This window comes from Diaphorobacter ruginosibacter, from assembly GCF_014395975.1.
In the GTDB taxonomy this organism is placed as follows: Bacteria; Pseudomonadota; Gammaproteobacteria; order Burkholderiales; family Burkholderiaceae_C; genus Diaphorobacter_A; species Diaphorobacter_A ruginosibacter.
Genome location: NZ_CP060714.1, coordinates 2376995 through 2402641, shown reverse-complemented (window position 1 = coordinate 2402641; position 25647 = coordinate 2376995). Strand labels below are relative to the sequence as shown.

Annotated in this window: 21 protein-coding genes; 13 read left to right on the top strand and 8 right to left on the bottom strand. The window is 64.5% G+C overall.

Going from position 1 to position 25647, the window contains the following annotated elements; genetic code table 11:
• Window positions 1-57: 57 nt before the first annotated feature.
• Window positions 58-675 (top strand): tRNA-uridine aminocarboxypropyltransferase, encoded by a 618-nt coding sequence (locus tag H9K76_RS10845; RefSeq protein ID WP_187600592.1) that lies wholly within the window; start codon window positions 58-60, stop codon window positions 673-675.
• 57 nt (window positions 676-732) lie between these two features.
• Here H9K76_RS10845 and H9K76_RS10840 read toward each other — a convergent pair whose 3' ends face one another.
• Window positions 733-1626, bottom strand: coding sequence for a transporter substrate-binding domain-containing protein (locus H9K76_RS10840; protein WP_187600240.1), 894 nt, complete (start codon window positions 1624-1626; stop codon window positions 733-735).
• 110 nt (window positions 1627-1736) lie between these two features.
• Window positions 1737-2792 carry a D-cysteine desulfhydrase family protein gene (locus H9K76_RS10835; RefSeq protein ID WP_187600239.1) on the bottom strand — a complete coding sequence of 352 codons (1056 nt, stop codon included), beginning with the start codon at window positions 2790-2792 and terminating at the stop codon, window positions 1737-1739.
• A 185-nt stretch (window positions 2793-2977) separates the two neighbouring features.
• Between H9K76_RS10835 and H9K76_RS10830 the strand changes: the two genes are divergently transcribed.
• The gene (locus H9K76_RS10830) at window positions 2978-3571 is read left to right on the top strand and encodes a peroxidase-related enzyme (protein WP_187600238.1); all 594 of its coding nucleotides are present in this window, start codon (window positions 2978-2980) and stop codon (window positions 3569-3571) included.
• A gap of 41 nt (window positions 3572-3612) precedes the next feature.
• Here the strand turns inward: H9K76_RS10830 and H9K76_RS10825 are convergent, their stop codons facing one another.
• The gene (locus H9K76_RS10825; protein WP_187600237.1) at window positions 3613-5379 is read right to left on the bottom strand and encodes a phosphoethanolamine transferase; all 1767 of its coding nucleotides are present in this window, start codon (window positions 5377-5379) and stop codon (window positions 3613-3615) included.
• Window positions 5376-6089, bottom strand: a complete 714-nt coding sequence (locus H9K76_RS10820; protein ID WP_187600236.1) for a phosphatase PAP2 family protein — start codon at window positions 6087-6089, stop codon at window positions 5376-5378. The genes H9K76_RS10825 and H9K76_RS10820 overlap by 4 nt, the downstream gene beginning before the upstream one ends.
• 167 nt (window positions 6090-6256) lie before the next feature.
• Between H9K76_RS10820 and H9K76_RS10815 the strand changes: the two genes are divergently transcribed.
• The 6 genes from H9K76_RS10815 (at window position 6257) to H9K76_RS10790 (ending at window position 13268) form a co-directional block, all read left to right on the top strand.
• A complete protein-coding gene (locus tag H9K76_RS10815) occupies window positions 6257-6934 on the top strand; it encodes a winged helix-turn-helix domain-containing protein (protein ID WP_187600235.1) in 678 nt (225 codons plus the stop codon).
• On the top strand, window positions 6934-8292 hold the full coding sequence (locus tag H9K76_RS10810; RefSeq protein ID WP_187600234.1) for an ATP-binding protein: 1359 nt from the start codon (window positions 6934-6936) through the stop codon (window positions 8290-8292). Before H9K76_RS10815 ends, H9K76_RS10810 begins: the two co-directional genes overlap by 1 nt.
• A 179-nt stretch (window positions 8293-8471) precedes the next feature.
• Entirely contained in the window at window positions 8472-10178 is a 1707-nt protein-coding gene (locus tag H9K76_RS10805; protein ID WP_187600233.1) for an electron transfer flavoprotein-ubiquinone oxidoreductase, read from the top strand.
• Window positions 10179-10469: 291 nt separating this feature from the next.
• A complete protein-coding gene (locus H9K76_RS10800; RefSeq protein WP_187600232.1) occupies window positions 10470-11438 on the top strand; it encodes an ABC transporter substrate-binding protein in 969 nt (322 codons plus the stop codon).
• A 112-nt stretch (window positions 11439-11550) separates the two neighbouring features.
• Window positions 11551-12438 (top strand): ABC transporter permease, encoded by an 888-nt coding sequence (locus tag H9K76_RS10795; protein WP_187600231.1) that lies wholly within the window; start codon window positions 11551-11553, stop codon window positions 12436-12438.
• A 35-nt stretch (window positions 12439-12473) separates the two neighbouring features.
• Entirely contained in the window at window positions 12474-13268 is a 795-nt protein-coding gene (locus H9K76_RS10790) for an ABC transporter ATP-binding protein (RefSeq protein ID WP_187600230.1), read from the top strand.
• 125 nt (window positions 13269-13393) lie between these two features.
• Here the strand turns inward: H9K76_RS10790 and H9K76_RS10785 are convergent, their stop codons facing one another.
• The 3 genes from H9K76_RS10785 to H9K76_RS10775 are packed head-to-tail and all read right to left on the bottom strand — an operon-like array spanning window position 13394 to window position 19279.
• Window positions 13394-14863, bottom strand: coding sequence for an efflux transporter outer membrane subunit (locus H9K76_RS10785; RefSeq protein WP_246475459.1), 1470 nt, complete (start codon window positions 14861-14863; stop codon window positions 13394-13396).
• 49 nt (window positions 14864-14912) lie between these two features.
• Window positions 14913-18101 (bottom strand): efflux RND transporter permease subunit, encoded by a 3189-nt coding sequence (locus H9K76_RS10780; RefSeq protein WP_187600228.1) that lies wholly within the window; start codon window positions 18099-18101, stop codon window positions 14913-14915.
• 14 nt (window positions 18102-18115) lie between these two features.
• Window positions 18116-19279, bottom strand: a complete 1164-nt coding sequence (locus tag H9K76_RS10775; RefSeq protein WP_187600591.1) for an efflux RND transporter periplasmic adaptor subunit — start codon at window positions 19277-19279, stop codon at window positions 18116-18118.
• Between the two features lie 360 nt (window positions 19280-19639).
• Between H9K76_RS10775 and soxR the strand changes: the two genes are divergently transcribed.
• The 3 genes from soxR to H9K76_RS10760 are packed head-to-tail and all read left to right on the top strand — an operon-like array spanning window position 19640 to window position 21215.
• Window positions 19640-20149 (top strand): redox-sensitive transcriptional activator SoxR, encoded by a 510-nt coding sequence (soxR, locus tag H9K76_RS10770; RefSeq protein WP_187600227.1) that lies wholly within the window; start codon window positions 19640-19642, stop codon window positions 20147-20149.
• A 47-nt stretch (window positions 20150-20196) separates the two neighbouring features.
• Window positions 20197-20763: a dihydrofolate reductase family protein gene (locus H9K76_RS10765; protein ID WP_187600226.1), complete on the top strand. Its 567-nt coding sequence runs from the start codon at window positions 20197-20199 to the stop codon at window positions 20761-20763.
• An 11-nt stretch (window positions 20764-20774) separates the two neighbouring features.
• The gene (locus tag H9K76_RS10760) at window positions 20775-21215 is read left to right on the top strand and encodes an acetyltransferase (RefSeq protein ID WP_187600224.1); all 441 of its coding nucleotides are present in this window, start codon (window positions 20775-20777) and stop codon (window positions 21213-21215) included.
• Between the two features lie 54 nt (window positions 21216-21269).
• On the opposite strand, the gene H9K76_RS10755 is transcribed toward H9K76_RS10760, so the two are convergent.
• Window positions 21270-22748, bottom strand: a complete 1479-nt coding sequence (locus tag H9K76_RS10755; RefSeq protein WP_187600223.1) for an MFS transporter — start codon at window positions 22746-22748, stop codon at window positions 21270-21272.
• A gap of 119 nt (window positions 22749-22867) precedes the next feature.
• Here H9K76_RS10755 and H9K76_RS10750 point away from each other — a divergent pair, with 119 nt between their 5' ends.
• Together H9K76_RS10750 and H9K76_RS10745 are read left to right on the top strand one after the other, a co-directional pair.
• Complete coding sequence (locus H9K76_RS10750) at window positions 22868-23758, top strand: LysR family transcriptional regulator (RefSeq protein WP_187600221.1); 891 nt, start codon at window positions 22868-22870, stop codon at window positions 23756-23758.
• 302 nt (window positions 23759-24060) lie between these two features.
• Entirely contained in the window at window positions 24061-25473 is a 1413-nt protein-coding gene (locus H9K76_RS10745; RefSeq protein WP_425489699.1) for an amino acid permease, read from the top strand.
• The last annotated feature ends 174 nt before the right edge of the window (window positions 25474-25647 follow it).

The following is a 25647-nucleotide window of genomic DNA, read 5'->3' as shown; positions in this document are numbered from 1 at the left end:
CTTTTTTCCAAAGCATTTCGATAGTGCGTTTTGACGATCCGTCCGCCCGTGCCGCCAATTCCTGTTCTTCCTTCCGTTCCACGCAGGGCGATCTGCCCGCACTGCCTGCGACCCGCCTCGGCCTGCGTGTGCACGGCCATCCGCAGGGTGGCGCATCGGGTGGAGGTGCTGATCCTCATGCACCCGGACGAGGTGGGGCACGCCAAGGGAACGGGACAGCTGCTGCACCTCTGCCTGCCGAACAGCCGGATGGAGGTTGGTGAAACCTTTGACGCCGAGCTGCTCCATGCGCCGTGGAATTCCTCAGGCGAGGCCGTTCGCCCGTGGCTGCTGTATCCAGGAGATGCAGAAGGCCAGCAGGATCCCGGACCCGCGCACTCGCCCGCTGCCTGCACGCGGCTGGTCGTCCTGGATGCCACCTGGCGCCACAGCCGCCAGATGCTCCGCGCCAATCCGTTGCTGGCACGGTTGCCGCGACTGGCGCTGGCCGACGTTCCCGCATCGCGCTATGCGATCCGCAAGGCCCATGCCGAACATCAACTGTCCACGCTGGAGGCTGTCCACCTTGCATTGAAGGCGCTGGATCCGGGCGGCGCGAGCAGACTCGACGCGCTGAGCGAGGCGATGGACGGTTTTCTCGACCTCCAGCGCCCCTACTGGCCACACGCCCGCTGATGACGGACGACACAGAATGGAGCGTGACGGCGCGCTGGACGGCCTGGATGCCCCGGCTCAGCTGTTGTAGGCCTCGACGGGCTTGTCGTTCGGCTCCTTCAGCAACTGCCTGAGCGCGTCACTCATCGGCAGATTCAGCGACGTATTGGAGGGAGGAATGGGTTGCGTGAACCACTTGTCGTAGATTCTTGCGACTTCGCCGGACTTCATCATCGCGGTCAGCGCGGTATCCACGGCCTTCTTGAAATCCGCATCGTCCCGCCGCAGCACCAGTGCGATGGGCTCGGCGCCGAGCACCTCACCAACGATCCGGTAGCCGCCGGGGTTCTTCGAGCCTGCGATCAGGCCTGCCAGCAGGTTGTCATCGATGACGAAGGCGTCGGCACGGCCTGATTCCAGCATAAGAAAGCTCTCGAACTGGTCCTTGCCGAGCTGCGGCGTGAGATTCAGGCCATTCTCGCGGCCGAACTTGCGCAGCAGTTGCACGGACGTGGTGCCTGCCGATGCGGCGATGTTCTTGCCATCCAGCTGCTTGAACGAAGTGATGCCGGAATCCGCACGCACGGCCATGCGCACCTGGTTGACATAGGTGGTCACGGCAAACGAGACCTCTTTCTGGCGCGCCAGATTGTTGGTCTTGGGACCGCAGCCGATATCGACCGTGCCGTTCTGCACCAGAGGCAGGGAGTTCTGCGGCGTCATGGCCATGTACTCGATGCGGGCCTGCGGAGCGATCCGGCCCAGCACTTTCTCGCACAGCTCGACGTGATAGCCCATGTAGCGGCGATCCGCACCGATCGCATACGACATGGGCGGCGAGCTTTCGAGTACGCCCATCACGACCTTGTTGCCGCTCTGGATCTTGCCCAGGGTACCTGCGGCGGTCTGCGCCTGCCCAGGGGAAAGCACAAGCATGCCAGCCAGCGCGATGCCGGCCCTAACGAACTTCATGAATGACAACTCCTGACGGACTACCGTAAAACAGTGGATTGGTGGAAGGGGACGATGGAGTGGAAACTCGAGCGCCTTGCATAGCCCCGCGTGCAGGCCCTGCATTCGCTTCACCCCTGATGGCGTGCAGCGGCGCGCGACTGGAACTCGGGCCCGTAGGCAAACAGCGCCGGCATGCCGCCTGTATGCACGAAGACGACACGGGCGCCTGCGGGCAGGTGGCCCTGCTCTCTCAGGCGTGCCATGCCGGCGAAGGCCTTTCCGGTATAGACGGGGTCTAGCAGCAGGCCGTCGCTGCGTGCCACGTCCAGAAGGAAATCGAGTAGCCGGGCGTCAGGCAGTCCGTAGCTGGTATCCGGGTTGCCGTCGAAGACCTCGACATCCTGCGCTGTGGTCACCGGCGGTACATCCAGCATCCGCGCAAGCGCTGCACAGTGGGACAGCACCCGCTGCCGCTGTGCCGGCACATCGCGCCTCACGCTGACGCCGAGCACGCGTGCGGCGGAGCCGAGAAACCTCAGGCCGAACAGCAGGCCGGCCTGCGTCTGCCCACTCCCCGATGCGAGTACCACATGGCTCACATCCGGCTGCTGCGACAGCAACTCGGCTGCCGCATGCAGATAGCCGACGCTGCCCAGCGGATCGCTGTCGGCCTTCAACGAAATGACGTAGGGGACTTCGCCCCGCTCCCGCAGGCCCTGCGCAATCCCATGGATCGCCGCATCGGCGCCCACCTCGTCGTCAGGATTGTCGAAGCGGCTCACTCTGGCACCGTAGATGTCCGAGAGCAGCACATTGCCCGAATGCTCATAGGCCTCGCTGCGCATCGAAGGCACCCGATTCTCCAGCTGTACATGGCAGCGCAGTCCCAGGCGCGCGGCCACGGCCGCCGTTGCCCGGGTGTAGTTCGACTGGATGGCTCCGCTCACCAGCACCGCAGTGGCGCCCTGCTCGCGCGCCTGCCCGAAGTAGTACTCGAGCTGACGGATCTTGTTGCCGCCAAAGGCCAGGCCGGTCAGGTCATCGCGCTTCACGCTGAGGGCCACCCCCAGCTTGCGCCCCATGTGGGGCTGTGCCTCGAGCGGGGTGGGCACAAGGGCCAGGCTCACGCGTGGCAGCAAGACCTGGAGCTGGCCCTGGTCGTCTTTGGAAAGCAATCCTGGCATGGCGGGGAAAAGTCGGAAATCGAGTGCGGAACAAGCGGTGAATCGTTGCCGGCATTGGATCACGGTTCGATATGCGCTTATCGCTTCTGCATATGCGGAATGGATTGATCACCCGCGCCCCGAAGCATGCTTGGGCGCGCGCTATGCTTGAGGCATCGACAACAACACCAATGGAGACCCATCCCATGTCAGTGCGCTATCCCCTTGCCGATCTCAACACCCTGCCCCAGGACCTCAAGGACAAGATTCTCGAAGTGCAGGAAAAGGCCGGCTTCGTTCCGAACGTCTTTCTCGCGCTGGCGCGCCGCCCCGCGGAATGGCGGGCATTCTTCGCCTACCACGATGCGCTCATGGATCCCGAGAGTGTGGGCCGTACCAGCCACCTCACCAAGGGCGACCGCGAGATGATCGTCACCACCACCAGCGCGGCGAATCAGTGCCTGTACTGCGTGGTCGCGCATGGCGCGCTGCTGCGCATCTACGAGAAGAAGCCGCTGGTGGCCGACCAGGTCGCGGTGAACTATCGCAAGGCGGACATCACGCCGCGCCAGCGGGCCATGCTCGACTTCGCCATGAAGATCTGCGAACGCGCAGCCGAGACCGACGACACCGACTTCGAGGCCCTGCATGCGCATGGTTTCGATGACGAGGACATCTGGGACATTGCCGCGATCACGGCGTTCTTCGGCCTGTCCAACCGCATTGCGAGCTTCTCGAACATGCCACCGAATCCGGAGTTCTTCCTGATGGGGCGTGTGCCGCGCGAGAAGAAGAGCTGAAGCGCCGCCGCAAGGCGGACAGCAGCTTTCTCCTCGATCAACTAGCGGGCGTCCGCGACGCTCGCTCCCGAGCACTTCGCCCACAGGTCCATGTCCGCCCGATAGCTGGGCGACTTCACATCCAGCACGCCCAGCATCGAGTGATAGAGGTTGTCGTGGGTGTAGGCGGTATCGGAGGTGCCCCGCAGGCAGGCCAGCGACAGTTGTTCGCGCTGCGCGAGACCGGGCGACAGCCACGAGATCATCGGCACATGCTTCTGCACATCGGGGGCCACGCTGTACGGAAGGCCGTGCAGGAACTGGCCGTACTCGCCCAGCGATTCACCGTGGTCGCTCAGGTACAGCATGCCTGTGTCATACGTGCCCGATTGGGTTTTCAACCAGTCGATGGTCGCGCCAAGGAAGCGGTCCGTCTCGACGATGGAATTGTCGTAGGCGTTCATCAGCTCGGAGTGGCTGCAGTCGGCCAGCACTTCCGTCGTGCACTCGGGCTTGAACAGCTTGGATGAAGCCGATGAGCGCTTGGAGTATGCCGGGCCATGGCTGCCCATCTGGTGGAAGACCAGCAGGACACCCTTGCTGCGCTGGTCGGCCGGAATGGCATCGAGCCGCTGTGGAAGGTTCTGCAGCATCACAAGGTCGCGGCACTCGCCGCTTGCATCACAGTACTTCTGCTTCTGGTCCGCGCTCAGGCCCTCGGAGGCAACGACATGGGGAACCCGGTCGCACACACCCTTGCAGCCCGACTGGTTGTCGATCCACAGCACATTCATGCCGGCCGCCTTCACCACGTCAAGCAGCGTCTCGTAGTCGTCCTTGCGTGATTCGAAATCCTTCTTTCCAAGGGGAGAGAACATGCAGGGAACGGACGCCAGCGTGCTGGTGCCGCAGGAGCGCACATTCGACCAGTTCAGCACGTCGCGTGCCGCCAGTTGCGGGTTGGTGTTGCGGTCGTAGCCGTTCAACGCAAAGTGGTCCGCCCTGCCCGTCTCGCCCACCACCAGCGCGAACAGCATCGGCTTGCTGCCCGCCGCATGGGTGGCGCCCAACGCGGCACCCGCTCCCATCGGGATGAGCTGCTTCTTGCGAGTGACCAGTGGCCGGATCACCGACACTCCGGCCGAATACAGGCTGGCAATCGGGTTAAGCATATAGCGCAGCTGGGGGTTGTTGCGCATCAGTGGCGCCAGGTCGCGCGACATGGCGGCCACCAGCGCGGCGGCAACCGCCAGTGAGACGACCATCAGCAGCAGGTTGCGCACGATCTGGCGCAGGGGCTTCATGGCCGGGATGCGTACACGCAGCAGCCACCACACCGGCAGCACCATCACGATGCCCACCCCGAACAGCATGTGCCAGCCCAGCAGGTCGGCCACTTCGTGGGCATCGGTCTGCATCACGTTGCCCGCCATGCCGGGGTCCATCACCACGCTGTAGGTCAGCATGTAGTACTGAGACAGTGCGGCGGTAAGCGCGACCGCGAGCCAGACGAAGCGCATGCCGCGCGTCCAGGCCGTGGCGGCCAGCAAGGCCGTTGTGCCACAGGCAATGAGCACGCCCAGAACGACGGCGGAGCGCATGTACAGGCTGGGCGCACCGCCGATGCGGGCCAGCTGGAACCACAGCGGCCAGTTGGTGGCGATGATGAAGTACAGCGAAAGCAGAACGACGATCTTCTGCGCCGACATGGAGCGCGAGAGATATTCGTCGATCCGCTTGATGGGGCCCGGCAACGGGACGTGCCGCTGTGTTGCGCTGCTGCCCGCGGTAGGTGACGGCAGCGGAATGTCGATGGATCGGGTGTTCATGGCTGAAGCTCTTCTTTTGATGCGGTGGCCAGCGAGACCGGTTTCCTCTGCACCCATGCGCGGCAGGCCCATTCCGTGAGCAGCCCGGCCGTCCAGCAGAAGAAGCCGGTCCACAAGGTGTGGCTCATGTAGTGGGCTCCCCTGAGCTGCTGCGCCAATCCAAGGACAAGGCCCAGCGCGATGGTCACGGCCAGCCAGCGCGTGGCCATCTCCGGTGCAGTGCGGCGGATGACGAACCAGCCGGCCAGGAAGCCGAACGCCGACGAGGCATGGCCCGCCGGGAAGCAATGCCCCGGCCCCATGTCGCGAACGCCCAAGGCCCAGTGCGACACGTAGCTGGCAACGCCGCCGAACTCGTTCACGTCCCAGGGACAGCTGGAGGTGTTCATCTTCTTGAGCAGCGTGATCAGCAGCATGGCCCCCAGGACGGAGACCACGAGCTGAACCCGGTCCCTCCTGGCGAGGCGCCTGAGGAAGAGCCACGGCCTGAAGACCCCCACGATCAGCGCCACCACGACCAGGCTGCTGACCGTGCGGGGAATCTCATGAAAGGCCATCACGAAGGCCTTGTTGCCGCGCAGCGGAAACCCCTCGGCGGTTCCGAACAGTCGTGCAAAGGGCAGATCGAGGCCGGAGGCGTCCCAAAGAATGATCAATAACAGTGCGGCGGCAGTCCAGCCGAGCACGCGGCGTGTGGTCCAGGAAGGCATGGGCAGAGAACGAAACCGGGTGCCGGACGCAAACGCTGCAGCCGGAGAATCACTGACGGTCTTCGCAGACTATTGCCGTTACCTGAACAAATGCTGAATGGAGTGTGGAGGCGCTGCGTACGCCAACCTCCCCTACACTTGCCCGGATTGGAATCTTCAGAAAAACCATGCGTGTACTGCTTGTTGAAGACGATCGCGCGCTGTCCGAGGCGGTTTGCAGCTATCTGCATGCGAAGGCCTTCGTGGTCGATGCCGTGCCCACGCTTGCGTTGGCAAGAACCGCGCTCCTGACCACGCCCTATGCGGCCGTGCTGCTCGACCTGCATCTTCCCGACGGCGAGGGCCTCGCGCTCCTGCCCCAGGTACGCGCGATCGCCGATCGCCCCATCGTGATCGTGCTGACCGCGAAGGACCAGGTCAGTGATCGCATCCTGGGCCTTGATGCCGGTGCCGACGACTACCTCGTCAAACCCTACGACCCGGCGGAGCTGCTGGCACGCCTGCGCGCCGTCGAGCGCCGCCGCAATGCCGGTGCGGCCCCGGTCCTCGCGATGGGCGACCTGCAGATCGACCTGTCGCAGGAGCAGGTGTACCGCGCGGGAGTGCAGATTCCCCTCACCCCCAAGGAATGGGCGCTGCTGCGCGTGATGGCGACCCGGCCCGAGCGCACCCACACGCGCGAACGCCTGCTGGATGCGCTCTACAGCTTTGACGACAGCACGGACAGCAACACCCTGGAGGTTTTCATCAGCCGGTTGCGCCGCAAGCTGGGGCGCGACCACATCGAAACCATGCGCGGCCTGGGCTACCGGCTGGCCACGCATACCAGCCAGCCGGAACACTGATGTCCCGCGTCGATACGCTTGCCGGGCGGCTCACGAAGACGCTGATCCTGTGGGTCGGCGGGGTGTGGCTGCTGAGCCTTCTGGCCGTGGTCTGGTACACGAGCCGCGAGATCAACTACAACTTCGACAATGAGCTGGTGGAGGTCTCCCACCGCATGTTCGACATCGCCCTGGACCACCTGGAGGAAGCCGAAGAGAGCGGCAACCGGCAGTATCCCTTGATCATTCCCTCGCCAGGATCGTTCGCCGATGCCGAGGTGCTCTACCGCCTCGTCACACCTGACACCAAGGTACTGGCCCGGGCGGCCGAGGCCCGGGAAGAGATGTTCGATGTGGCCCTGGTGCCCGGCTTCGAGAACAACGGGAAATGGCGGGTCTACACCCAGCGCCACCCCACCCACGGCGTGTTCCTGCAGGTCGCCGATCCGCTGGCCGAGCGCAGCGAGACGGTGAACCGCACGCTGTACGGGCTGATCATCTCGTTCATCGCCGTACTGCCGGCGCTCGCCTTCCTGCTGCGCAACATCGCCCGCAAGGAACTGCGCGTGCTGGAGGACCTCTCGGGCGAGATCGCTCAGCGCGACGGGCGCCAGCTTGACCCGGTCCAGCTCGATGCGCCGCCACGCGAGATCGCCACGGTGCAGGAGCACATGAACCGCATGCTGGAGCGGCTTTCCCAGGCACTGGATGTGGAACGTGCGCTGGCCGCCAACGCCGCGCATGAGCTGCGCACGCCGCTCGCCACCGCCCGCCTGCGGCTGCAGACCGCGCTGGACCACGGGCTGAGCCGCGAGGATGTACAGGCGGCCCTGCAGTCGCTGCAGACGCTGAGCCATCGCACCGAAAAGCTGCTGCAGCTCTCGCGCGCGGAGTCGAGTGTTCCATTCACCCGCGACAGCGTCGACCTGGTGCAGCTCGCCACCACGGTGGCGCGTGAGTTCTGGCTCGATGACCGCGCCGCCGATCGGCTCGAGCTGATCACGCCGCAACCGGCCCCGGAGGCCGCAGCGCCCCAGGCCCTCACCTGCAAGGGCGACTTCGATGCGCTCGCCATCGCCCTGCGCAACCTCGTCGAGAACGCGCTGGCCTATTCGGGCAACGGCAGCGTCGAGATCATCGTGGGGCCGGGTTCCGAGATCGCGGTACGTGACGAAGGCCCCGGTGTTCCGCCGGAATTGCTGGAGCGGCTCAAGCGCCGGCATGTGCGCCAGAGTGCGCAAAGAACCGGCTATGGACTGGGCCTGTCCATCGTTTCGAGCATTGTGCAAAAGCATGACGCCCGGCTCGTTCTGGCCTCCCCTCCGCCCGGTGCGAGCCGCGGGCTGGAAGCCCGGCTCATCCTGCTGCCCACGGACTGAGGCTGTCTGCCGCCAGGCCGCGGCAGGCTTTTTCCGTTCAGCGAGTCTCATTCCCGACACCAAATCGCACGCCCGTGCGAAAGAAGGCTGCTCTCATGAATACAATCTCCTGATTCGCCAAGCTGCGACAGACAGCAAGCGCCAGCAGTTTTTCAATTCCATACGTTTACGAGACACCCATGACGAACGACGAAATCCTCGCCCAGTACGGCCCGCGAGAGGCCATGGAATACGACGTAGTGATCGTCGGCGCAGGCCCTGGGGGCCTGGCCACGGCGATTCGCCTCAAGCAGCTTGCCGCCGAAAAAGGGCAGGACATCTCGGTCGTCGTGCTGGAAAAAGGCTCGGAGCCCGGAGCGCACATCCTCTCGGGCGCCATCATGGACCCGCGCGCGCTCACAGAGCTGATCCCCGACTGGAAGGAAAAGGGAGCGCCGCTGAACCAGCCCGTCACCGACGACGCCATGGTGTTCCTGTCCGAGAAGGGTTCGTTCCGCACACCCAACATGGTGCTGCCGGCCTGCTTCCAGAACCATGGCAACTACATCGTCAGTCTCGGCAACGTCGTGCGCTGGATGTCCGAGCAGGCCGAAGCGCTGGGCGTCGAGATCTTCCCGGGCTTCGCTGCCGCCGAAATCGTCTACAACGAAGACGGCTCGGTCAAGGGCGTGGCCACCGGCAACATGGGCGTGGGCAAGGATGGCGAGCCGACCGGTGAATTCCAGCTCGGCATGGAACTGCACGGCAAGTACACCATCTTCGCCGAGGGCGCGCGCGGCAACCTGGGCAAGCAGCTCATCGCCAGGTACAAGCTCGACGAAGGACGCGACCCGCAGACCTATGGCATCGGCATCAAGGAACTGTGGGAAATCGATCCCAAGCGCCACCAGCCCGGCATGGTGCTGCACACTGCGGGCTGGCCGATGGACAACAACACCTACGGCGGCGCGTTCCTCTACCACCTCGAGGGCAACAAGGTCACGCTGGGCTTCATCACCGGACTTGACTATTCCAACCCGTATCTCTCGCCGTTCGAGGAGATGCAGCGCTGGAAGACCCACCCCAATATCCGGTGGTACCTGGAAGGCGACGAGTCCAAGGGCATCAAGCCTGCCAAGCGCCTGGGCTATGGCGCACGCGCGATTGCGGCCGGTGGCCTGATGAGCCTGCCCAAGTTCGTGTTCCCCGGCGGCGCACTCGTGGGCTGCGATGCAGGCTTCCTCAACGTCAGCCGTATCAAGGGCAGCCATGCCGCGATCAAGACAGGCAAGATGGCCGCAGAGGCAGCCTTCGATGCGGTCACCGCGGGCCGCCAGGGCGACGAGCTGTCGGCCTACCCCGCCGCGTTCGAGAACAGCTGGCTGTACGAGGAACTGAACAAGGCGCGCAACTTCAAGGCCTGGTTCAAGAAGGGCCTGCTCACCGCAACGATCATGAACGGCATCGAGCAGTTTGTGCTGCGCGGCCATATTCCCTGGACGCTGCACCGCGACAAGCCCGACCATGCTTACCTGAAGCCCGCGGCCGAGTGCAAGCCCATCGTCTATCCCAAGCCCGACGGCAAGCTGACGTTCGACCGCCTCTCCAGCGTGTTCATCAGCAACACCAATCACTCGGAAGATCAGCCCGCGCACCTGACGCTCAAGGATGCCAGCGTGCCGGTCAATGTGAATCTGGCGAAATTTGCGGGCCCCGAGCAGCGCTACTGCCCAGCGGGTGTCTATGAATTCGTGCCCGACGAATCCAAGGGCGGCAATGCCGAGCGCCTGCAGATCAACGCGCAGAATTGCGTGCACTGCAAGACCTGCGATATCAAGGACCCCACACAGAACATCGTGTGGGTGACACCGGAAGGCGGCGGCGGCCCGAACTACTCGGGTATGTAAGCAGGCGCTAGGCCTCGCCTGACGCATATTTCCCTGCCGAAAGCACATGCGCCCCGCTCGGGTTCATGTGCTTTGTCGTTTTTGCACGCGTGCAAACGGAAAAATGCGCAGAAAACCTGTTTCGATTGTGCAAATACAGGGTAAATCCACAGTTTCAGCACCACCCTCCTCGGCGCATACTAGCGGCCTGCGTGACAGGTTGTAGACTTTCGCCCGCAGGTGGAGACACAACCCGTCGACAGCTTGTAAAAAACAGGAACTACCAAACCATCCGACTGGAGATTGTTAAGAATGAAAAACTTGTCCTGGGCACCCCTTGGCGCATTGGCTCTGGCCATGGCCTCCCTGTCCTCCGTCGCCGTGGCGCAGACCAAGTCTGTCGCGGTGACCGCCATCGTGGAACATCCCGCGCTGGACGCCATCCGTGACGGCGTGAAGGAAAGCCTGAAGGCCGCCGGCTACGAGGAAGGCAAGAACCTCAAGTGGCAGTACCAGAGCGCCCAGGGCAACACCGGCACCGCCGCACAGATCGCGCGAAAGTTCGTGGGTGACAAGCCCGACGCCATCGTCGCCATCGCAACGCCTTCCGCACAAGCCGTGGTGGCAGCCACCAAGGACGTGCCCGTGGTGTTCTCCGCCGTGACCGATCCGGTGGCCGCCAAGCTGGTCAAGAGCTGGGAGCCGTCGAAGAACAATGTGACCGGCGTGTCCGACCTGCTGGCGCTCGACCCGCAGATCGAGCTGATCAAGAAGGTCGTGCCGAACGCCAAGAAGGTCGGCATGGTGTACAACCCCGGCGAAGCCAACTCCGCCGTGGTCGTCAAGCAGCTCAAGGAACTGCTGCCCAAGCACGGCATGACGCTGGTCGAAGCCTCCGCACCGCGGTCGGTGGACGTGGGCACGGCCGCTCGCAGCCTGGTTGGCAAGGTCGACGTGATCTACACGAACACCGACAACAACGTCGTGTCCGCCTATGAGTCCCTCGTCAAGGTGGGCCAGGACGCCAAGCTGCCGCTGGTCGCCTCCGACACCGACTCCGTCAAGCGCGGCGCGATCGCTGCCCTGGGCGTGAACTACAAGGACCTGGGCCTGCAGACCGGCCAGGTGGTCCTGCGCATCCTCAAGGGCGAGAAGCCCGGCGACATCAAGCCTGAAGTCAGCAACAAGACCGAGCTGTACGTGAACCCGGGCGCCGCCGAGAAGCAAGGCGTCAAGCTCTCCGACGAGCTGGTCAAGTCCGCTGCCCAAGTGGTGCAATAAGCACGGCTTGCAACACAGTCATGACCTACCCCTCGTCATGACTGAGGCAATCCCTCACGCAGGAGCCGTGCACCCCATGGCTCCTGCTTTGTTTTTCTAGTCGCGACTGTCCATGTCACTCTTTTCCCTGCTGGGCGCTCTTGAGATCGGGCTGATTTTCAGCCTGGTCGCGCTGGGTGTCTTCATCTCCTTTCGCCTGCTCCGCTTCCCCGACCTGACGGTGGATGGCAGTTTCCCACTTGGCGGCGCGGTCTGCGCCGTGATGATCGCCTCGGGCTACAACCCCTTCGTCGCGACCGTGGCGGCCGCTGCCGCCGGCGCCGTTGCCGGCACGATCACCGGCTGGCTGAACGTTCGGCTCAAGATCATGGACCTGCTCGCGTCCATCCTGATGATGATCGCGCTGTACTCCATCAACCTGCGCATCATGGGCGGCCCGAACATCCCGCTGATCAACGACGCCACCATCTTCACCATCTTGCAGCCCGAGAGCATTCCCGATTACTGGGCGCGCCCCATCATCCTCATCGTGATCGTCGTTGCAGCGAAGATCGCCATGGACTGGTTCTTCTCCACCGAGCGCGGCCTCGCGATCCGCTCGACCGGCTCCAACGCCCGCATGGCCCGCGCCCAGGGCATCAACACCGGCGGCATGGTGCTGCTCGGCATGGCGATTTCCAATGCGCTCGTGGCCGTGGCCGGTGCGCTGTTCGCACAGACCCAGGGCGGCTCCGACATTTCCATGGGCATCGGCACCATCGTGATCGGCCTCGCCGCGGTGATCGTGGGTGAATCGATCCTGCCTTCGCGCCGCCTGATCTATGCCACGCTGGCCGTCATCATCGGCGCCATCGTCTACCGTTTCTTCATCGCGCTTGCACTCAACAGCGACTTCATCGGCCTCAAGGCTCAGGACCTGAACCTCGTGACAGCCGTGCTCGTGACCATCGCGCTCGTGATCCCGCAGCTCAAGCGCAAGCTGGCCAAGCGCGGCGCCTGATGTGCTCACAACATAACTAAAAGGATTCGCAAAACATGTTGAGCGCAAAAGACCTGTTCATCACCTTCAACCCCGGCACGCCCATCGAAACCCGTGCGCTGCGCGGCATGTCGCTGGACATTCCCGCAGGCCAGTTCGTGGCCGTGATCGGCTCCAACGGCGCTGGCAAGTCCACCTTCCTGAACGCCATCTCCGGCGATCTGGGCGTGGACAGCGGTACCATCAAGATCGACAACGATGATGTCACTCGCCAGCCCGTCTGGTCGCGCGCCACCCGCGTGGCCCGTGTGTTCCAGGACCCGATGGCCGGAACCTGCGAGGACCTGACGATCGAAGAGAACATGGCGCTGGCCCATCAGCGCGGCACCAGCCGCGGCCTGAGCAGCGCCGTGAAGAAGAGCAACCGCGACCTGTACCGCGAAAAGCTCTCGACCCTGGGCCTCGGCCTGGAAAACCGCCTGACCGACCGCATCGGCCTCCTCTCGGGCGGCCAGCGCCAGGCGGTGAGCCTGCTGATGGCGTCGCTGCAGCCCTCGCGCATCCTGCTGCTGGACGAGCACACCGCCGCGCTCGACCCGCGCACGGCCGATTTCGTGCTGCAACTCACGGCGCGCATCGTGGCCGAGAACAAGCTCACCACGATGATGGTCACGCACAGCATGCGCCAGGCCCTCGACGTGGGGCAGCGTACGGTCATGCTGCACCAGGGGCAGGTGGTGCTTGATGTCTCCGGCGAGGAGCGCGCGAAGATGGATGTGCCGGATCTGCTGCAGATGTTCGAGAAGGTTCGGGGGGAAAAGCTGTCGGATGATGCTTTGTTGCTCGGCTGATCTGCTTTGCCTGCTTTCGTGAGCCTGGCCCTCTTCGGCTGTGTGTCGGAGGGGGCTTGTTCTTTTTGGGTTGATGGTTGCTTTGAGGGTGGAGGCCGGGAGTGCCCCCGCCCTCAAAAGCCCCCTTACATACTGAACTGCCCCAACTCCACATAACCCACCGAAGGATCCCCCGCGCCCCATCCCCCCGCCAGCGACTTGTAGAGCGCAAGTGCAGCCTGCAACCCCGCAACCCGGCTCTGCAACGCCGCATCCTGAGCAGCCAGCCGCTGCTTCTGCGCATCCAGCACCTCGTAGAAGCTCACGCTGCCAGCCCGGTACAGACGATCAGCCTGCCATTCCGCCTGCTCCTGCTCGCTGGCGGCCAGGGCGAGCAGATCACCCTGCTCCCGGTTTTTCTGCAGGCGCACCAGTGCGTTTTCCGTTTCTTCCATGGCACCCAGCACCGTTTGCTGGTACTGCGCCAGGGCTTCGTCGGCTCCTGCTTCGCTGGCTGCAATCCGCGCGCGCACGCGGCCTGCGTCGAGGAAGGTCCAATCGATGCCGAGCACCACGTTGCTGTTCGAGCTGGCCGCCTTGAACAAGCTCCCTCCCGCCAGCGTGAAGCTGCCAAGCATGGCGCCAAGCGACACACGCGGGAACAGGTCGGCCGTTGCCACGCCGATGCGTGCCGTGGCTCCGTGAAGCCGGGCTTCTGCTGCCGCGATGTCGGGGCGACGGCGCAGCAGGTCAGCTGGTGTTCCCGGATCGATCAGGGCCGGCGCAGCCGGCAGTGCTGCGGGAGCCACGGAGAGTTGCTCGAGCCATGCGCCAGGCATTTCGCCCGCCAGCGTCGCGATGCGATGCTGAGCAAAGGCGGCCTGCGCCTCCAGGGACGGAATCGTCGCCAGCGTGGCCTGCCACTGCGCACGCGCGCGGCGCAGGTCGAAGTCGGTGCTGAGGCCTGCGCTGAAGCGCTTCTCCGCCAGTTCGACGGTGCGTCGCTGGTTGCGCTCGTTATCCTGCGATAGCGCGAGGCGCATCTGCAGGCCGCGCAACTCGACATAGCTGCCGGCAAGCTGGGCTGCGATCACCAGTTGCATGGCGGCGATGTCCGCCGCGCCGGCCTGCGCATCGGCCTCTCCGGCCTCGATCGCTCTGCGTACCCGCCCGAACAGGTCGGCCTCCCAGCTTGCCGCAACACCCGCCTGGTAGCTGCGGGAAGAGCGCGGCTGGCCCGGGCTGGCCTGGTCGCGTGCGAGGCGCTGCTGGGTTCCGCCGGCGTTCGCGGTGACGGTCGGCAAACGGTCCGCGCGCGTGCCCTCAAGCAGTGCCTGAGCAGCCTGCCAGCGTGCAAAGGCCGCGTGCAGGTCGCGGTTGTTGACAAGCGCCCGGGCCACGAGTTCGTCGAGCAGCGGATCGTTGAAAGCTCGCCAGAACTGCGCATCGGGCTCCTGCGCGGAAGCTGCAGCCGACGATGCTGATGATGACAGCACAGAAGATGGCTGGCGCACAAACTGCGCTCCGGGGTCCATCATCGCGGGCTTCTGGAAGTCCGGCCCCACGGCGCAGCCCGAAAGCACGGCGGCCGCCAGCAGTGTGAAAGTGAATGCCATGGGGAGGCGTCTCCTCCCGCCATGTCGCGCATATCGCGTGTATCGTTGATCAGGCATGACCGCCCTCCATTTGAATCGCCGGCGTGGCGGGTGACGACGCACCGTGCCGCACCAGGCTTCGCCCGCTGAGCTTGCGCAGGGTGACGTAGAAAACAGGCGTGAGAAACAGCCCGAACAAGGTGACGCCCAGCATTCCGGAGAACACCGTCACGCCCGTCGCGAAACGCACTTCGCTGCCCGCACCCGTACCCATCAACAGCGGCACAGCACCCGCGATGAACGCAATCGATGTCATCACGATCGGGCGCAGGCGCAGCCTGCATGCCTCGAGCGCCGCATCGCGGATGCTCTTGCCCTGCATCTCGAGCTCTCGCGCAAACTCGACGATCAGGATCGCGTTCTTGCAGGCCAGACCCATCAGCACCACGAGGCCCACCTGCACGAACACATTGTTGTCGCCACCCGACAGCCATACGCCGAACAGCGCCGCACAGATACAGACCGGCACGATGAGGATCACCGCGAGAGGCATGGTCCAGCTCTCGTAGAGCGCGGCCAGCACCAGGAACACCAGCATGAGCGCGACCGCAAAGACGATCATCGCGGCATGGCTCTGCTCCACCTGCTGGTAGCTCATTTCCGTCCATGACAGCTCGATGCCGCGCGGAAGCACCCGGTCGGCGATTTCCTGCAGCTTGGCCAGCGTCTGCGCGGACGACATCACGCGCGGATCGGCATCGCCGATCAGGTCGGCAGCGGGAAAGCCGTTGTAGCGCATCACCGGGTCGGGGCCGAACGTGGACTTCACGGTCACCATCGACGCGATCGGAACCATCTCGCCGCGGTCGTTGCGCGTGCGCAGCTGGCCGATGTGCTCGGCCTTCTGGCGGTAGTCCGCATCGGCCTGCAGCATCACGCGGTACACGCGTCCGAAGGCGTTGAAATCGTTCACATACACCGAGCCGAGATAGGCCTGGAGCGTCTGGAACAGATCGGTCAATGCCACGCCCTGCGCCTTGGCCTTGGTGCGGTCGACCTGCACTTCCAGCTGCGGTATGTTGGACTGGAATGCGCTCACCGGGTAGTACATGCCAGGCGTCTTCGCGATCTCCGCCTGGAACGTGCTCAGGGCCTGCTGAAGCGCCGCATAGCCCAGGCCGGCGCGGTCCTCCAGGAACAGCGAATAGCCCGAGCCGTTGCCCAGCCCCTGGATCGGTGGCGGCATCAGGGCATAGCCAAATCCTCCCTCCATGCCCGAAAGCTTGGCGTTGAGTTCGGCACTGATTTCCGTGGCGCTGCGTGTGCGTTCGGCAAATGGCTTGAGGATCACGTACGCACTCGTGAGATTCGGCGTGTTCGTGCCCTGCAGGGCGTTCAGGCCCGAGAAAGCGGCCGAAGAGTGGACGCCCTCCACGCTCAGTGCGCGGCGCGAAAGCTCCTTCGTGACCTCGTCGGTGCGCGCCAGCGAAGCGCCCTCGGGAAGCTTGGCACCGGCAAACAGGTAGAGCTTGTCCTGCATGGGAATGAAGCCGCCCGGCACCCTGCCGAAGAGCACCACGACCCCGGCCAGCAGCGCCGCGTAGACCACGAACACCACGCCGCGCCTGTGCAGCGAGCGGCCGACGGTGCGCTCGTAGCCATCCGCGCTGCGATGGAAAACGCGGTTGAACCACCGGAAGAATCCGCCGAATACGGCATCCATCGCGCGCGACAGGCCGTCCTTTCGGGCGCCGTGCCCCTGCAGCAACTTGGCCGCGAGTGCTGGCGAGAGCGTGAGCGAGTTGATCGCCGAGATCACCGTGGAGATGGCGATCGTCACCGCGAACTGCTTGTAGAACTGACCCGTGATCCCGTCGAGGAAGGCCATCGGCACGAACACCGCGCACAGCACCAGCGCGATCGCGATGATCGGCCCGGAGACCTCGCGCATCGCAAGGTGCGCCGCCTCGCTCGGGCTGTGTCCCTGCTCGATGAAGCGCTCGACGTTCTCCACCACCACGATCGCATCGTCCACCACGATGCCGATGGCCAGCACCAGCCCGAACAGCGTCAGCGTGTTGATCGAATAGCCCAGCAGATACAGCCAGGCAAAGGTCCCGATGATCGACACGGGCACCGCCAGGAGCGGGATGATCGAGGCACGCCATGTCTGCAGGAAAACGATTACCACCAGTACCACGAGCACCACCGCCTCGATCAGCGTGTGCTGCACCGATGTGATGGAGTTGCGCACGAACTCGTTCGGATCCCACACATACTCAAAGCGGGCGCCCTCGGGCAACTGGGCCGAGAGCCTCTCGAGCGTGGCATAGACCTTGTCCGCGACACCCAGCGCATTCGCGCCCGGCGTGAGGAAGATACCGACGGCGGCCATCTGCTTGTCGTCGAGCGAGGCGCGCAGCGTGTAGTCGCTGGCGCCCAGTTCCACGCGCCCCACGTCCGACAGACGCACCACCTGCCCGCCACTGCCGGCCTTGAGCACGATGTCCCCGAACTCCTCCACGCTGCGCAGCCGCCCGCGCACGTTGATGGACAGCAGCTTGTCGGCCGGCGTGGCGCTGGGCTCCGCCCCCAGTTGCCCGGCCGACACCTGGATGTTCTGCTCGCGGATGGAGGCGATCACCTGCGACGCTGTGAGCCCGCGCGAGGCCACCTTCTCCGGATCAAGCCAGATGCGCATCGCATAGTCTCCCGCGCCGTAGATGCCCACGTCGCCCACGCCCTGCAGGCGCGAGAGCTCATCCTTCACCTTGAGCGTCAGGTAGTTGCGCAGGTACAGCGTATCGAATTTACCGTCCGTGGAGACCAGTCCCACGTACATCAGCGGGGTCGGCGACTGCTTCTGCGTGGTCACCCCGAATTGGCGCACCTCCTCGGGCAGGCGGCTCTGCGCCTGGCTCACGCGGTTCTGCACGCGCACGGCGGCCGTGTCGGGATCGGTGCCGGGACGGAAGGTGGAGACCACCTGCAGGCTGCCATCCGAAGCCGCGACCGACTTCATGTACATCAGCCCTTCCACCCCGTTGATCGCCTCCTCGAGCGGTACCGCCACCGACTCGGCGATCTCCTTGGGGTTCGCGCCCGGATAGGTGGCGCGCACCACGACGCTCGGGGGGACGACTTCCGGGTATTCGCCCACCGGCAGCAGCGGCATGGCGATCAGGCCCACGGCAAACATGATGACCGACAGCACCACCGCAAAGATGGGCCGGTCGATGAAGAACTTGGAGAAATCCATGCTTGATTCCTCGCTTAACGTCCGGCGGAAGCCGTGGTTTGCGCCTGCGAGGCCTCCTTGGCGTCGAGCTTCATGCCCGGATACCAGATGCGCTGCAGGCCCGAGACCACCAGCCGATCACCCGGTTTCAGACCCTCCTGCACGAGTCGCTTGCCATCCACCATGCGGCCGGGCTTCACGTCACGCCGCTCGGCACGCTCGCCCTCACCCACCACGTAGACATACTGCCGATCCTGGTCGGTCAAAATCGCCTTGTCGTCGATCAGAACCGCGTCCATGCGCACAGGGTTCTGCAACTGGACACGCGCGAACATGCCCGGGGTGAAGCGGTTCTTCGGATTGCGCAGCAAGGCCCTGGCGCGGATCGTGCCGGTGCCGGGGTCAAGCTGGTTGTCGGTGAAGTCGAGCACGCCCGTGTTCGGAAAGTCCGTCTCGTCGGCCAGCGCCACGCGCACCGGCAGGGCCTTGCGCTCCAGTGCCCGCTGCCCTCCCTGGCTATAGCGCAGCAGCGTGTGCTCGTCCGCATCGAAATAGATGTAGACAGGATCCTGGGAGGCCAGCGACGTGAGCACGCTCTGGTCGGCCTGCGCCAAATTACCGACCGTCAGCATCGCGCGTCCCGCACGGCCGTCGATGGGTGAACGCACCTGGGTGAATTCCAGGTTCAGCCTGGCCGCGGCGACGTCGGCCTGGGCTGCACGCACGTTGGCCTGAGCCTGGGCCAGGCTCGCGCTGCGGTTGTCAGCCTCTTCCCTCGACACGGCGTGATCCTTCACCAGGTCCTGGGCCCGGGTGCTCAGTGTCTCGGCGTGCTGAGCCGCCACCTGTGCGCGCTGCAGTTGTGCCTGGGCGCTCTCCAAGGCGGTTTTGTAGGGACGCTGGTCGATGGTGAACAGCACCTGCCCCTTGCGCACGGGCTGGCCTTCGGCGAAGTTCACCTGGTCGATGTAGCCGCTCACGCGAGCTCGCAGCTCCACCATCTGCACAGCGCCGACGCGGCCATTGAATTCATCCCATTGCTGCACCTCGCGGCTCTCGAGCGTGGTCACGCCGACCTGCGCGGTCTGCTCGGGTGCCGCGGCCTTCTCCGCCCCGGCTGCATTGGCGTCCTTTGCTCCCGTCAGGCGGTCGCATCCCGCCAGCATGGCCGAACCGCCCAATGCTGCCACCAGCGCCATGCCGATCGCACTGTACCGGGCGCGCTGGCGAGGCGCCTGCCGCGGACCTGAACCATTGCCGCCGGCATCCTTGCCTGCTTCGTTGCTACCCGCGTCGTCACTCGACGCTCCCTGTTTTTCTCTGAACATGATGTTGTCCTGGCTGCCAAGGGCCCGAGGCCGACCTGCGCGCTTCTTTCGCGCGAAATGTCCGTTCCCGGCCCTCACACAGGCCGGGGTCCGTTGTCGACCCCGGCCCACCACGAATTCGCACCGAATGGGTCCGCATGACTGCGTGGCATTCGGCTTTTGCGAGTTCTTGGTGAAAAATTATTCAAGTTCAAGTAAACTTTAAGTCAAGCAACATCACGGAATGACGCCATGATTCATAAGGATGATCAGCTCATGAGCATCGGTGCGATAGCCCAGCGCAGTGGCGTGAAGGCCTCGGCGCTGCGCTATTACGAATCGCTGGGTCTCATCAGTTCGGTGCGCACCGAGTCGTCGCACCGGCAGTACCTGCGCTCCACCCTGCGCCGTATCGCCTACATCGTCTTCGCGCAGCGCGTGGGCTTTCACCTGGACGAAATCGCACGGCAGCTCGCCGGCCTGAGCGGCGACCACGCGCCGTCAAAGGAAGACTGGCACACCATGTCCGTTGTGTGGATGCAGCGTGTCGATGCCCGTATCGACGAATTGAAGCTGCTGCGCAAGAGCCTGGAGGAATGCATAGGCTGCGGTTGCCTGTCCATGCAGGCGTGCTCGGTGTTCAACGAAGGCGACTGCATGGCCAAGAACGGTCCCGGCCCACGCCGATGGCTGGGCGACAAGATGCATGCCTCCAAGGGCGCGGGCCCTGCCGGCGGCTCATGCTGCGGTCACGCAGAATGAGGAGGGTATCCTTGCCCTCCTCTCATCCACCGGCACCCTGTTCCATCATGAAAACCCAGTACTACACCGCGAGCACCCTCGACGGGTTCATCGCAACGGAAGACGACTCCATCGAATGGCTGTCCACCTTGAGCGACGTCGGCAAGCCGGAAGACGCGAGCTACCCCCGCTTCATTGCGGACGTGGGCGCCATCGCCATGGGATCGTCGACCTACGAGTGGATCGTGCGCCACGCCGAGCAGGTCCGCAGGGAATTGGGCAAGGCATGGCCCTACACGCAACCGGCATGGGTGTTCACCACACGTGTCCTGCCACCTGTCGAGGGAGCCGATCTCCGCTTTGTCCAGGGCGATGTGCGTGAGGTCCACGCAAGGATGCGGCAGGCGGCGGGAGAGAAGAATATCTGGATCATGGGTGGCGGTGACCTGGCCGCGCAGTTCCACGAGGCGGGCCTGCTCGACGAACTCATCGTGGGCGTTGCGTCGGTGACGCTCGGCAAGGGCAAGCCCCTGTTCACGCGTCCACTGACCGGCTCGGAACTCCAACTGACCAGCGTTCAGCAGATGGGCTCAGGCATGGCGGAACTGCGCTATGCGGTGCGCAAGGCGGCATGAGACCGGAAGACATGTTTCATCTCCGCAAGTCCCACACCGCGGACAGCCCCTCCGCCATCGACATCTGGTGCCGCGCCGTCGACGACAGCCACGACTTCCTGAGCCCTGCGGACCGGCAGTCCATCGAGCAGGAAGTCCGCTCATTCCTCCCGCAGGTACCGCTGGACCTCGCGGTAGACGTCGCCAGCGGCCAGACCGCCGCATTCATGTTCCTGCACGATGGCCATCTGGAAGCCTTGTTCGTGCATCCCCAATTCAAGGGACGCGGCGCCGGCGGCCTGCTGGTGCGCCACGCCCTTGCGGTCCATCCCATGCTTACGGTCGATGTGAACGAGCAGAACATGCAGGCCCGGCGCTTCTACGGGCACCAGGGATTCCAGCCCGTCGGCCGCTCCGACGTCGATGGCCAGGGACGACGCTATCCGATCATCCACATGCGATACATGGGCTGAAGGAGGCAATCTGGGTGGGCTGTTTCCCATGAAAGGCCGTGTGGCTTTGAGCGCTCAGTCCGCACAGGTCGCTCCGTCGCCCACCCGAGAAACTACACCCTCGGCGCGTGGCTGAGCATCACCCATCCTCCACGCCACCAGCAACCCGAGTAAGGCGAACGCAGCTGCGCCCCACTCCGCATGCTGCAGGCCGCGAAGCCTGGCAGCCAGCAGGTCGCCGCCTTCCGCCACGCCCATGAGGGGGGCGGTCGAGATCATCACAAGCACGGCCAGGCCGACCGCCGCCCCTACCTGCTGTGCTGTCGCTGCGATGCCCGAGGACACGCCTTGCTGATGCGGCGGAATGTTCTGTCCCGCGACGATCCACATGGCCGTCCAGCTCACGCCCTGGCCCAGGCTTTGAACGATGAGCCCGGGTACGAGCCATGCATAGTTGGCAGCCAAGGGCAGCGTCCATGCAATGCATGCAAGCCCGATGGCCCCCATGGCCCAGCCGGTCAGCAGCACGTGACGGACCGCAGTGCGCGCGAGCATGCGTTCGGCCATGCGGATGCCGGCGGTGCACACGATGGTCGGCATGATGAACGCCAGGCCCGCCTGCAGCGGCGACCAGCCGAACACCTGCTGAAAGCACAGCGCCAGAAAGTAGTACTGCACGCCGTAGCTGCTCATGAAGGCCATGGTGAGTGCCATTGCGGCACGCAGGCCGGGAACCCTGAGCAGCGAAAGCGGCATCAGCGGCTCGCGGGTTGTCAGCTCGATGCGCACAAAGACCGCGAGCAGAACCAACGCAAGCGCCAGCATCCACGCCAACCGGGCGCTGGTCCATCCCCACTCCGGCCCCTGGACCAATGCCGTCACGAGCAGGGTGCTACCAAGTGTGACGGTGACACATCCGCCCAGGTCGAAGCCCGATCCGTGGTGCACGCCTTCGCTGTCCCGGGGCAGATAGCGCGTGGCCAGGAGTGCGCAGGGCAAGGCAACGGGCACCATCACCCACAGCACCCAGTTCCAGCCCAGCCACTGGGTGAGCAACCCACCGAGCAGCGCGCCCGCCGCCAGTCCGCCCGCCGAGGCCATGCTCCAGATCGCGAGCGCGCGGTTGCGCTCCGCTCCCTCGGCATAGATATTGTTGATCAGCGAAAGCGTGGCTGGAAAGAGTATGGCGGCCCCCAGGCCCTGCCCTGCGCGTGCGGCAATCAGTTGCCAGGAATCATGCGCCAGGCCGCCCAGGAATGACGCCAGCGCGAAGACCGACATGCCAGCCACATACATGCGCCGCCGCCCCAGCAGATCTGCGCAGCGCCCGCCCATCAGCAGACAGCCGCCGAAGGCCACGCTATAGGCGCTGATGATCCATTGCAGGTGCTGTGCACTCATCGCCAGATGGGAGCCCATGGCGTCGAGAGCGACAAAAACGATGGTGGCGTCCAGCGCAATCAGCAGTTGGGAGAAGGACAGCAGCGTCAGCGCCGCGTTCGGATATTGCAGGCGCGGCGGAACCAGCGCCGCCTGGTGCACAGAGGTGTTCATTTCGGCAATCAAAGTCAATCGGGACACACGCCGTCTGCAGCCAGCATGGGCTCATCGTAATTAATCCGATTGCAGAGATAAATAACGCACATGGATTTCATTAATGCGAAAATGCATCAATGGATCTCAATGCCGTTCACATGCTCATCAAGGTGGCCGAGTGCAAGAGCTTTACGCTGGCCGCCAATCAGCTGTCCACGAGCCAGTCCCGCATCTCCCGCACGATTGCGCAACTGGAGAGCGAACTGGGAGTGCGGCTGCTGCATCGCAACACGCGCAACGTCTCTCTCACGCCCGATGGTTGCGAACTGGTGGATCGCTGCGCGCCGCTGATTGCGGGCCTGGACGATGCGCGCAAGCTTCTGCTCGACCGGCGCTGCGAGCCCTCAGGCACGCTGCGCCTCTCGGCCCCGTCGATACTGGGGCGCGTCGTGCTCACGCCGCTGCTTGGGCAATTGATGGACAGGCATCCGCAGTTGCAGATCGACGCAAGCTTCACCGACCGGCTGGTCGACATGGTCGACGAAGGCTTCGATGCTGCGGTGCGCATCGGCCCGCTGCAGGACAGCCGCATGATTGCCCGCAGCCTGCCGCCACTGCGTTGGGTGACGGTGGCTTCGCCGGCCTATCTCGCGCAGTTCGGTACACCTCGCACACTCGAGGATCTGGCGCGGCACCGCTGCCTTGCGGTCTACAACCACTATCTGGGCCGGCGCGTGCCATGGCAGTTCCTCAACACCGATGGCGAACCCGAGGACTGGCTGGCGCCGCAATCCGTCACCTTCGACAGTGGAGACCCCTTGGTGGAAGGCTCGGTTTCCGGCCTCGGAGTGGCACAGGTGATGGAGTTCGCGGTCCGCTCGCACATCGAGGCAGGCCGCCTCGTGCGCCTGCTGCCGCAGTGCGAGGGGCGAAGCCGCGAACTGGCGCTGGTGTATCCGCGCTCGCGGCAGGCCTCGCCGAAGGTCAAGGTGCTGGCCCAACTGCTGCTGGCGCAGGACTGCTGGTGACCCATGGCGAGCCCGTCCGCCCCGATCCGCGCCGGGCTGACAGTCAATCCATGCGTACCGCAGTGTCCAAAACCTGTGAGCCGCACGAAATCCGGCCCGGCTGTATCATGCGAGCCCGCGCGGGCCAGGTGCCCGCTTGCCCCATAGGGGCCAAGAAATGGCCACACAGTGGCCAAGTGCCTGCCAAGAACAAGAAAGCCGCTCGTTTCGCGACCGGCCGTTGACTCATGAACGCCAGTTCCTCCCCTGATTCCAGCGCTGACCAGCCTGGTCACCTGCGCCGTACCCTCAAGGCCCGCCACATGTCGATGATCGCCATCGGCGGCTCCATCGGCACGGGCCTTTTCGTCGCCTCGGGCGCAACCATCTCGCAGGCCGGGCCCGGCGGCGCGCTGCTGGCCTATATGGTCATCGGCCTGATGGTCTATTTCCTGATGACCAGCCTGGGCGAAATGGCATCGCACCTGCCCGTCTCGGGTTCCTTTGCCACCTATGGCGCCAGGTACGTGGACGAAGGCTTCGGCTTCGCGCTCGGCTGGAACTACTGGTACAACTGGGCCGTGACGATTGCCGTGGACCTCGTAGCCGCCCAGCTGGTAATGGCCTACTGGTTTCCCGATGTGAACGGCGTACTCTGGAGCGCGCTGTTCCTGGCGTTGATGTTCGGCCTCAATGCCTTGTCGGCACGTGGCTTCGGCGAGTCGGAGTTCTGGTTCGCCACCATCAAGGTGATCACCGTGCTGGTGTTCATCGCCATAGGCCTCCTGATGGTGTTCGGCATTCTCAACGGTGGCGCGCCCGAGGGCATCTGGGGCAACGTGGCCAACTTCACGGCCGGCGATGCGCCGTTCGCCGGTGGATTTGCCGCGCTGATCGGCGTGGCCATGGTGGTGGGCTTCTCGTTCCAGGGCACCGAGCTCATCGGCATCGCCGCCGGTGAATCGGAAGATCCCGCCAGGAACGTGCCGCGTGCCGTGCGCAAGGTGTTCTGGCGCATTCTGCTGTTCTATGTGTTTGCGATCCTGATCATCGGCCTGCTGATTCCCTATACCGATCCCAAGCTGCTCAAGAACGACCTGGGCGACATCGCTGTCAGCCCGTTCACCCTGGTGTTCGAGCGCGCGGGCCTGCTCGGCGCGGCGGCGGTGACGAATGCCGTCGTGCTCACGTCGGTGTTGTCCGCCGGCAACTCGGGCATGTATGCCTCCACACGCATGCTCTACGCGCTGGCGGAGCAAGGCATGGCGCCCCGGATCTTCGCACGCGTGAATCGGCGCGGCGTGCCGGTGCTGGCGCTGATCGCCACCACCGTGATCGCTGCGATGTGTTTTCTGACCAACATCTTCAGCCCGTCAGCCGTCTACATCTGGCTGCTGAATCTCTCGGGCATGTGCGGCTTTGTGGCCTGGCTGGGCATCGCGGTGAGCCACTACCGTTTCCGCAAGGGCTGCGAGGTACAGAACTACCCGCTCGGCAACCTGCCCTACCGCGCGCCTGCATTCCCGGTAGGCCCGGTATTCGCATTCGTGCTGTGCATGATCATCACGCTGGGTCAGAACTACGAGAACTTCCTGGCCGACAAGATCGACTGGGCGGGCGTGGTCGCCACCTACATCGGACTGCCGCTGTTCCTCGCAATCTGGTTCGGCTACAAATGGATCAAGGGTACGCGCATCGTGGCGTACAAGGACATGGACGTCAGCGGCGCGCGCTGACAGACGCCGTTGCCTGAAGGAAAAGCCGCGCAGCGCCTCAGAGATTCCCACATTCAACCGTGGCGCGCCCCATGAAACTGGCGTGGCCTGATGCGCGGGCAGCCGTGCAAGGGCCGCCCCGCAGCACTGGCTGCGTCCCCCTTCCCGGAGCGACGCAGTCGCGTAGAGAGAGGG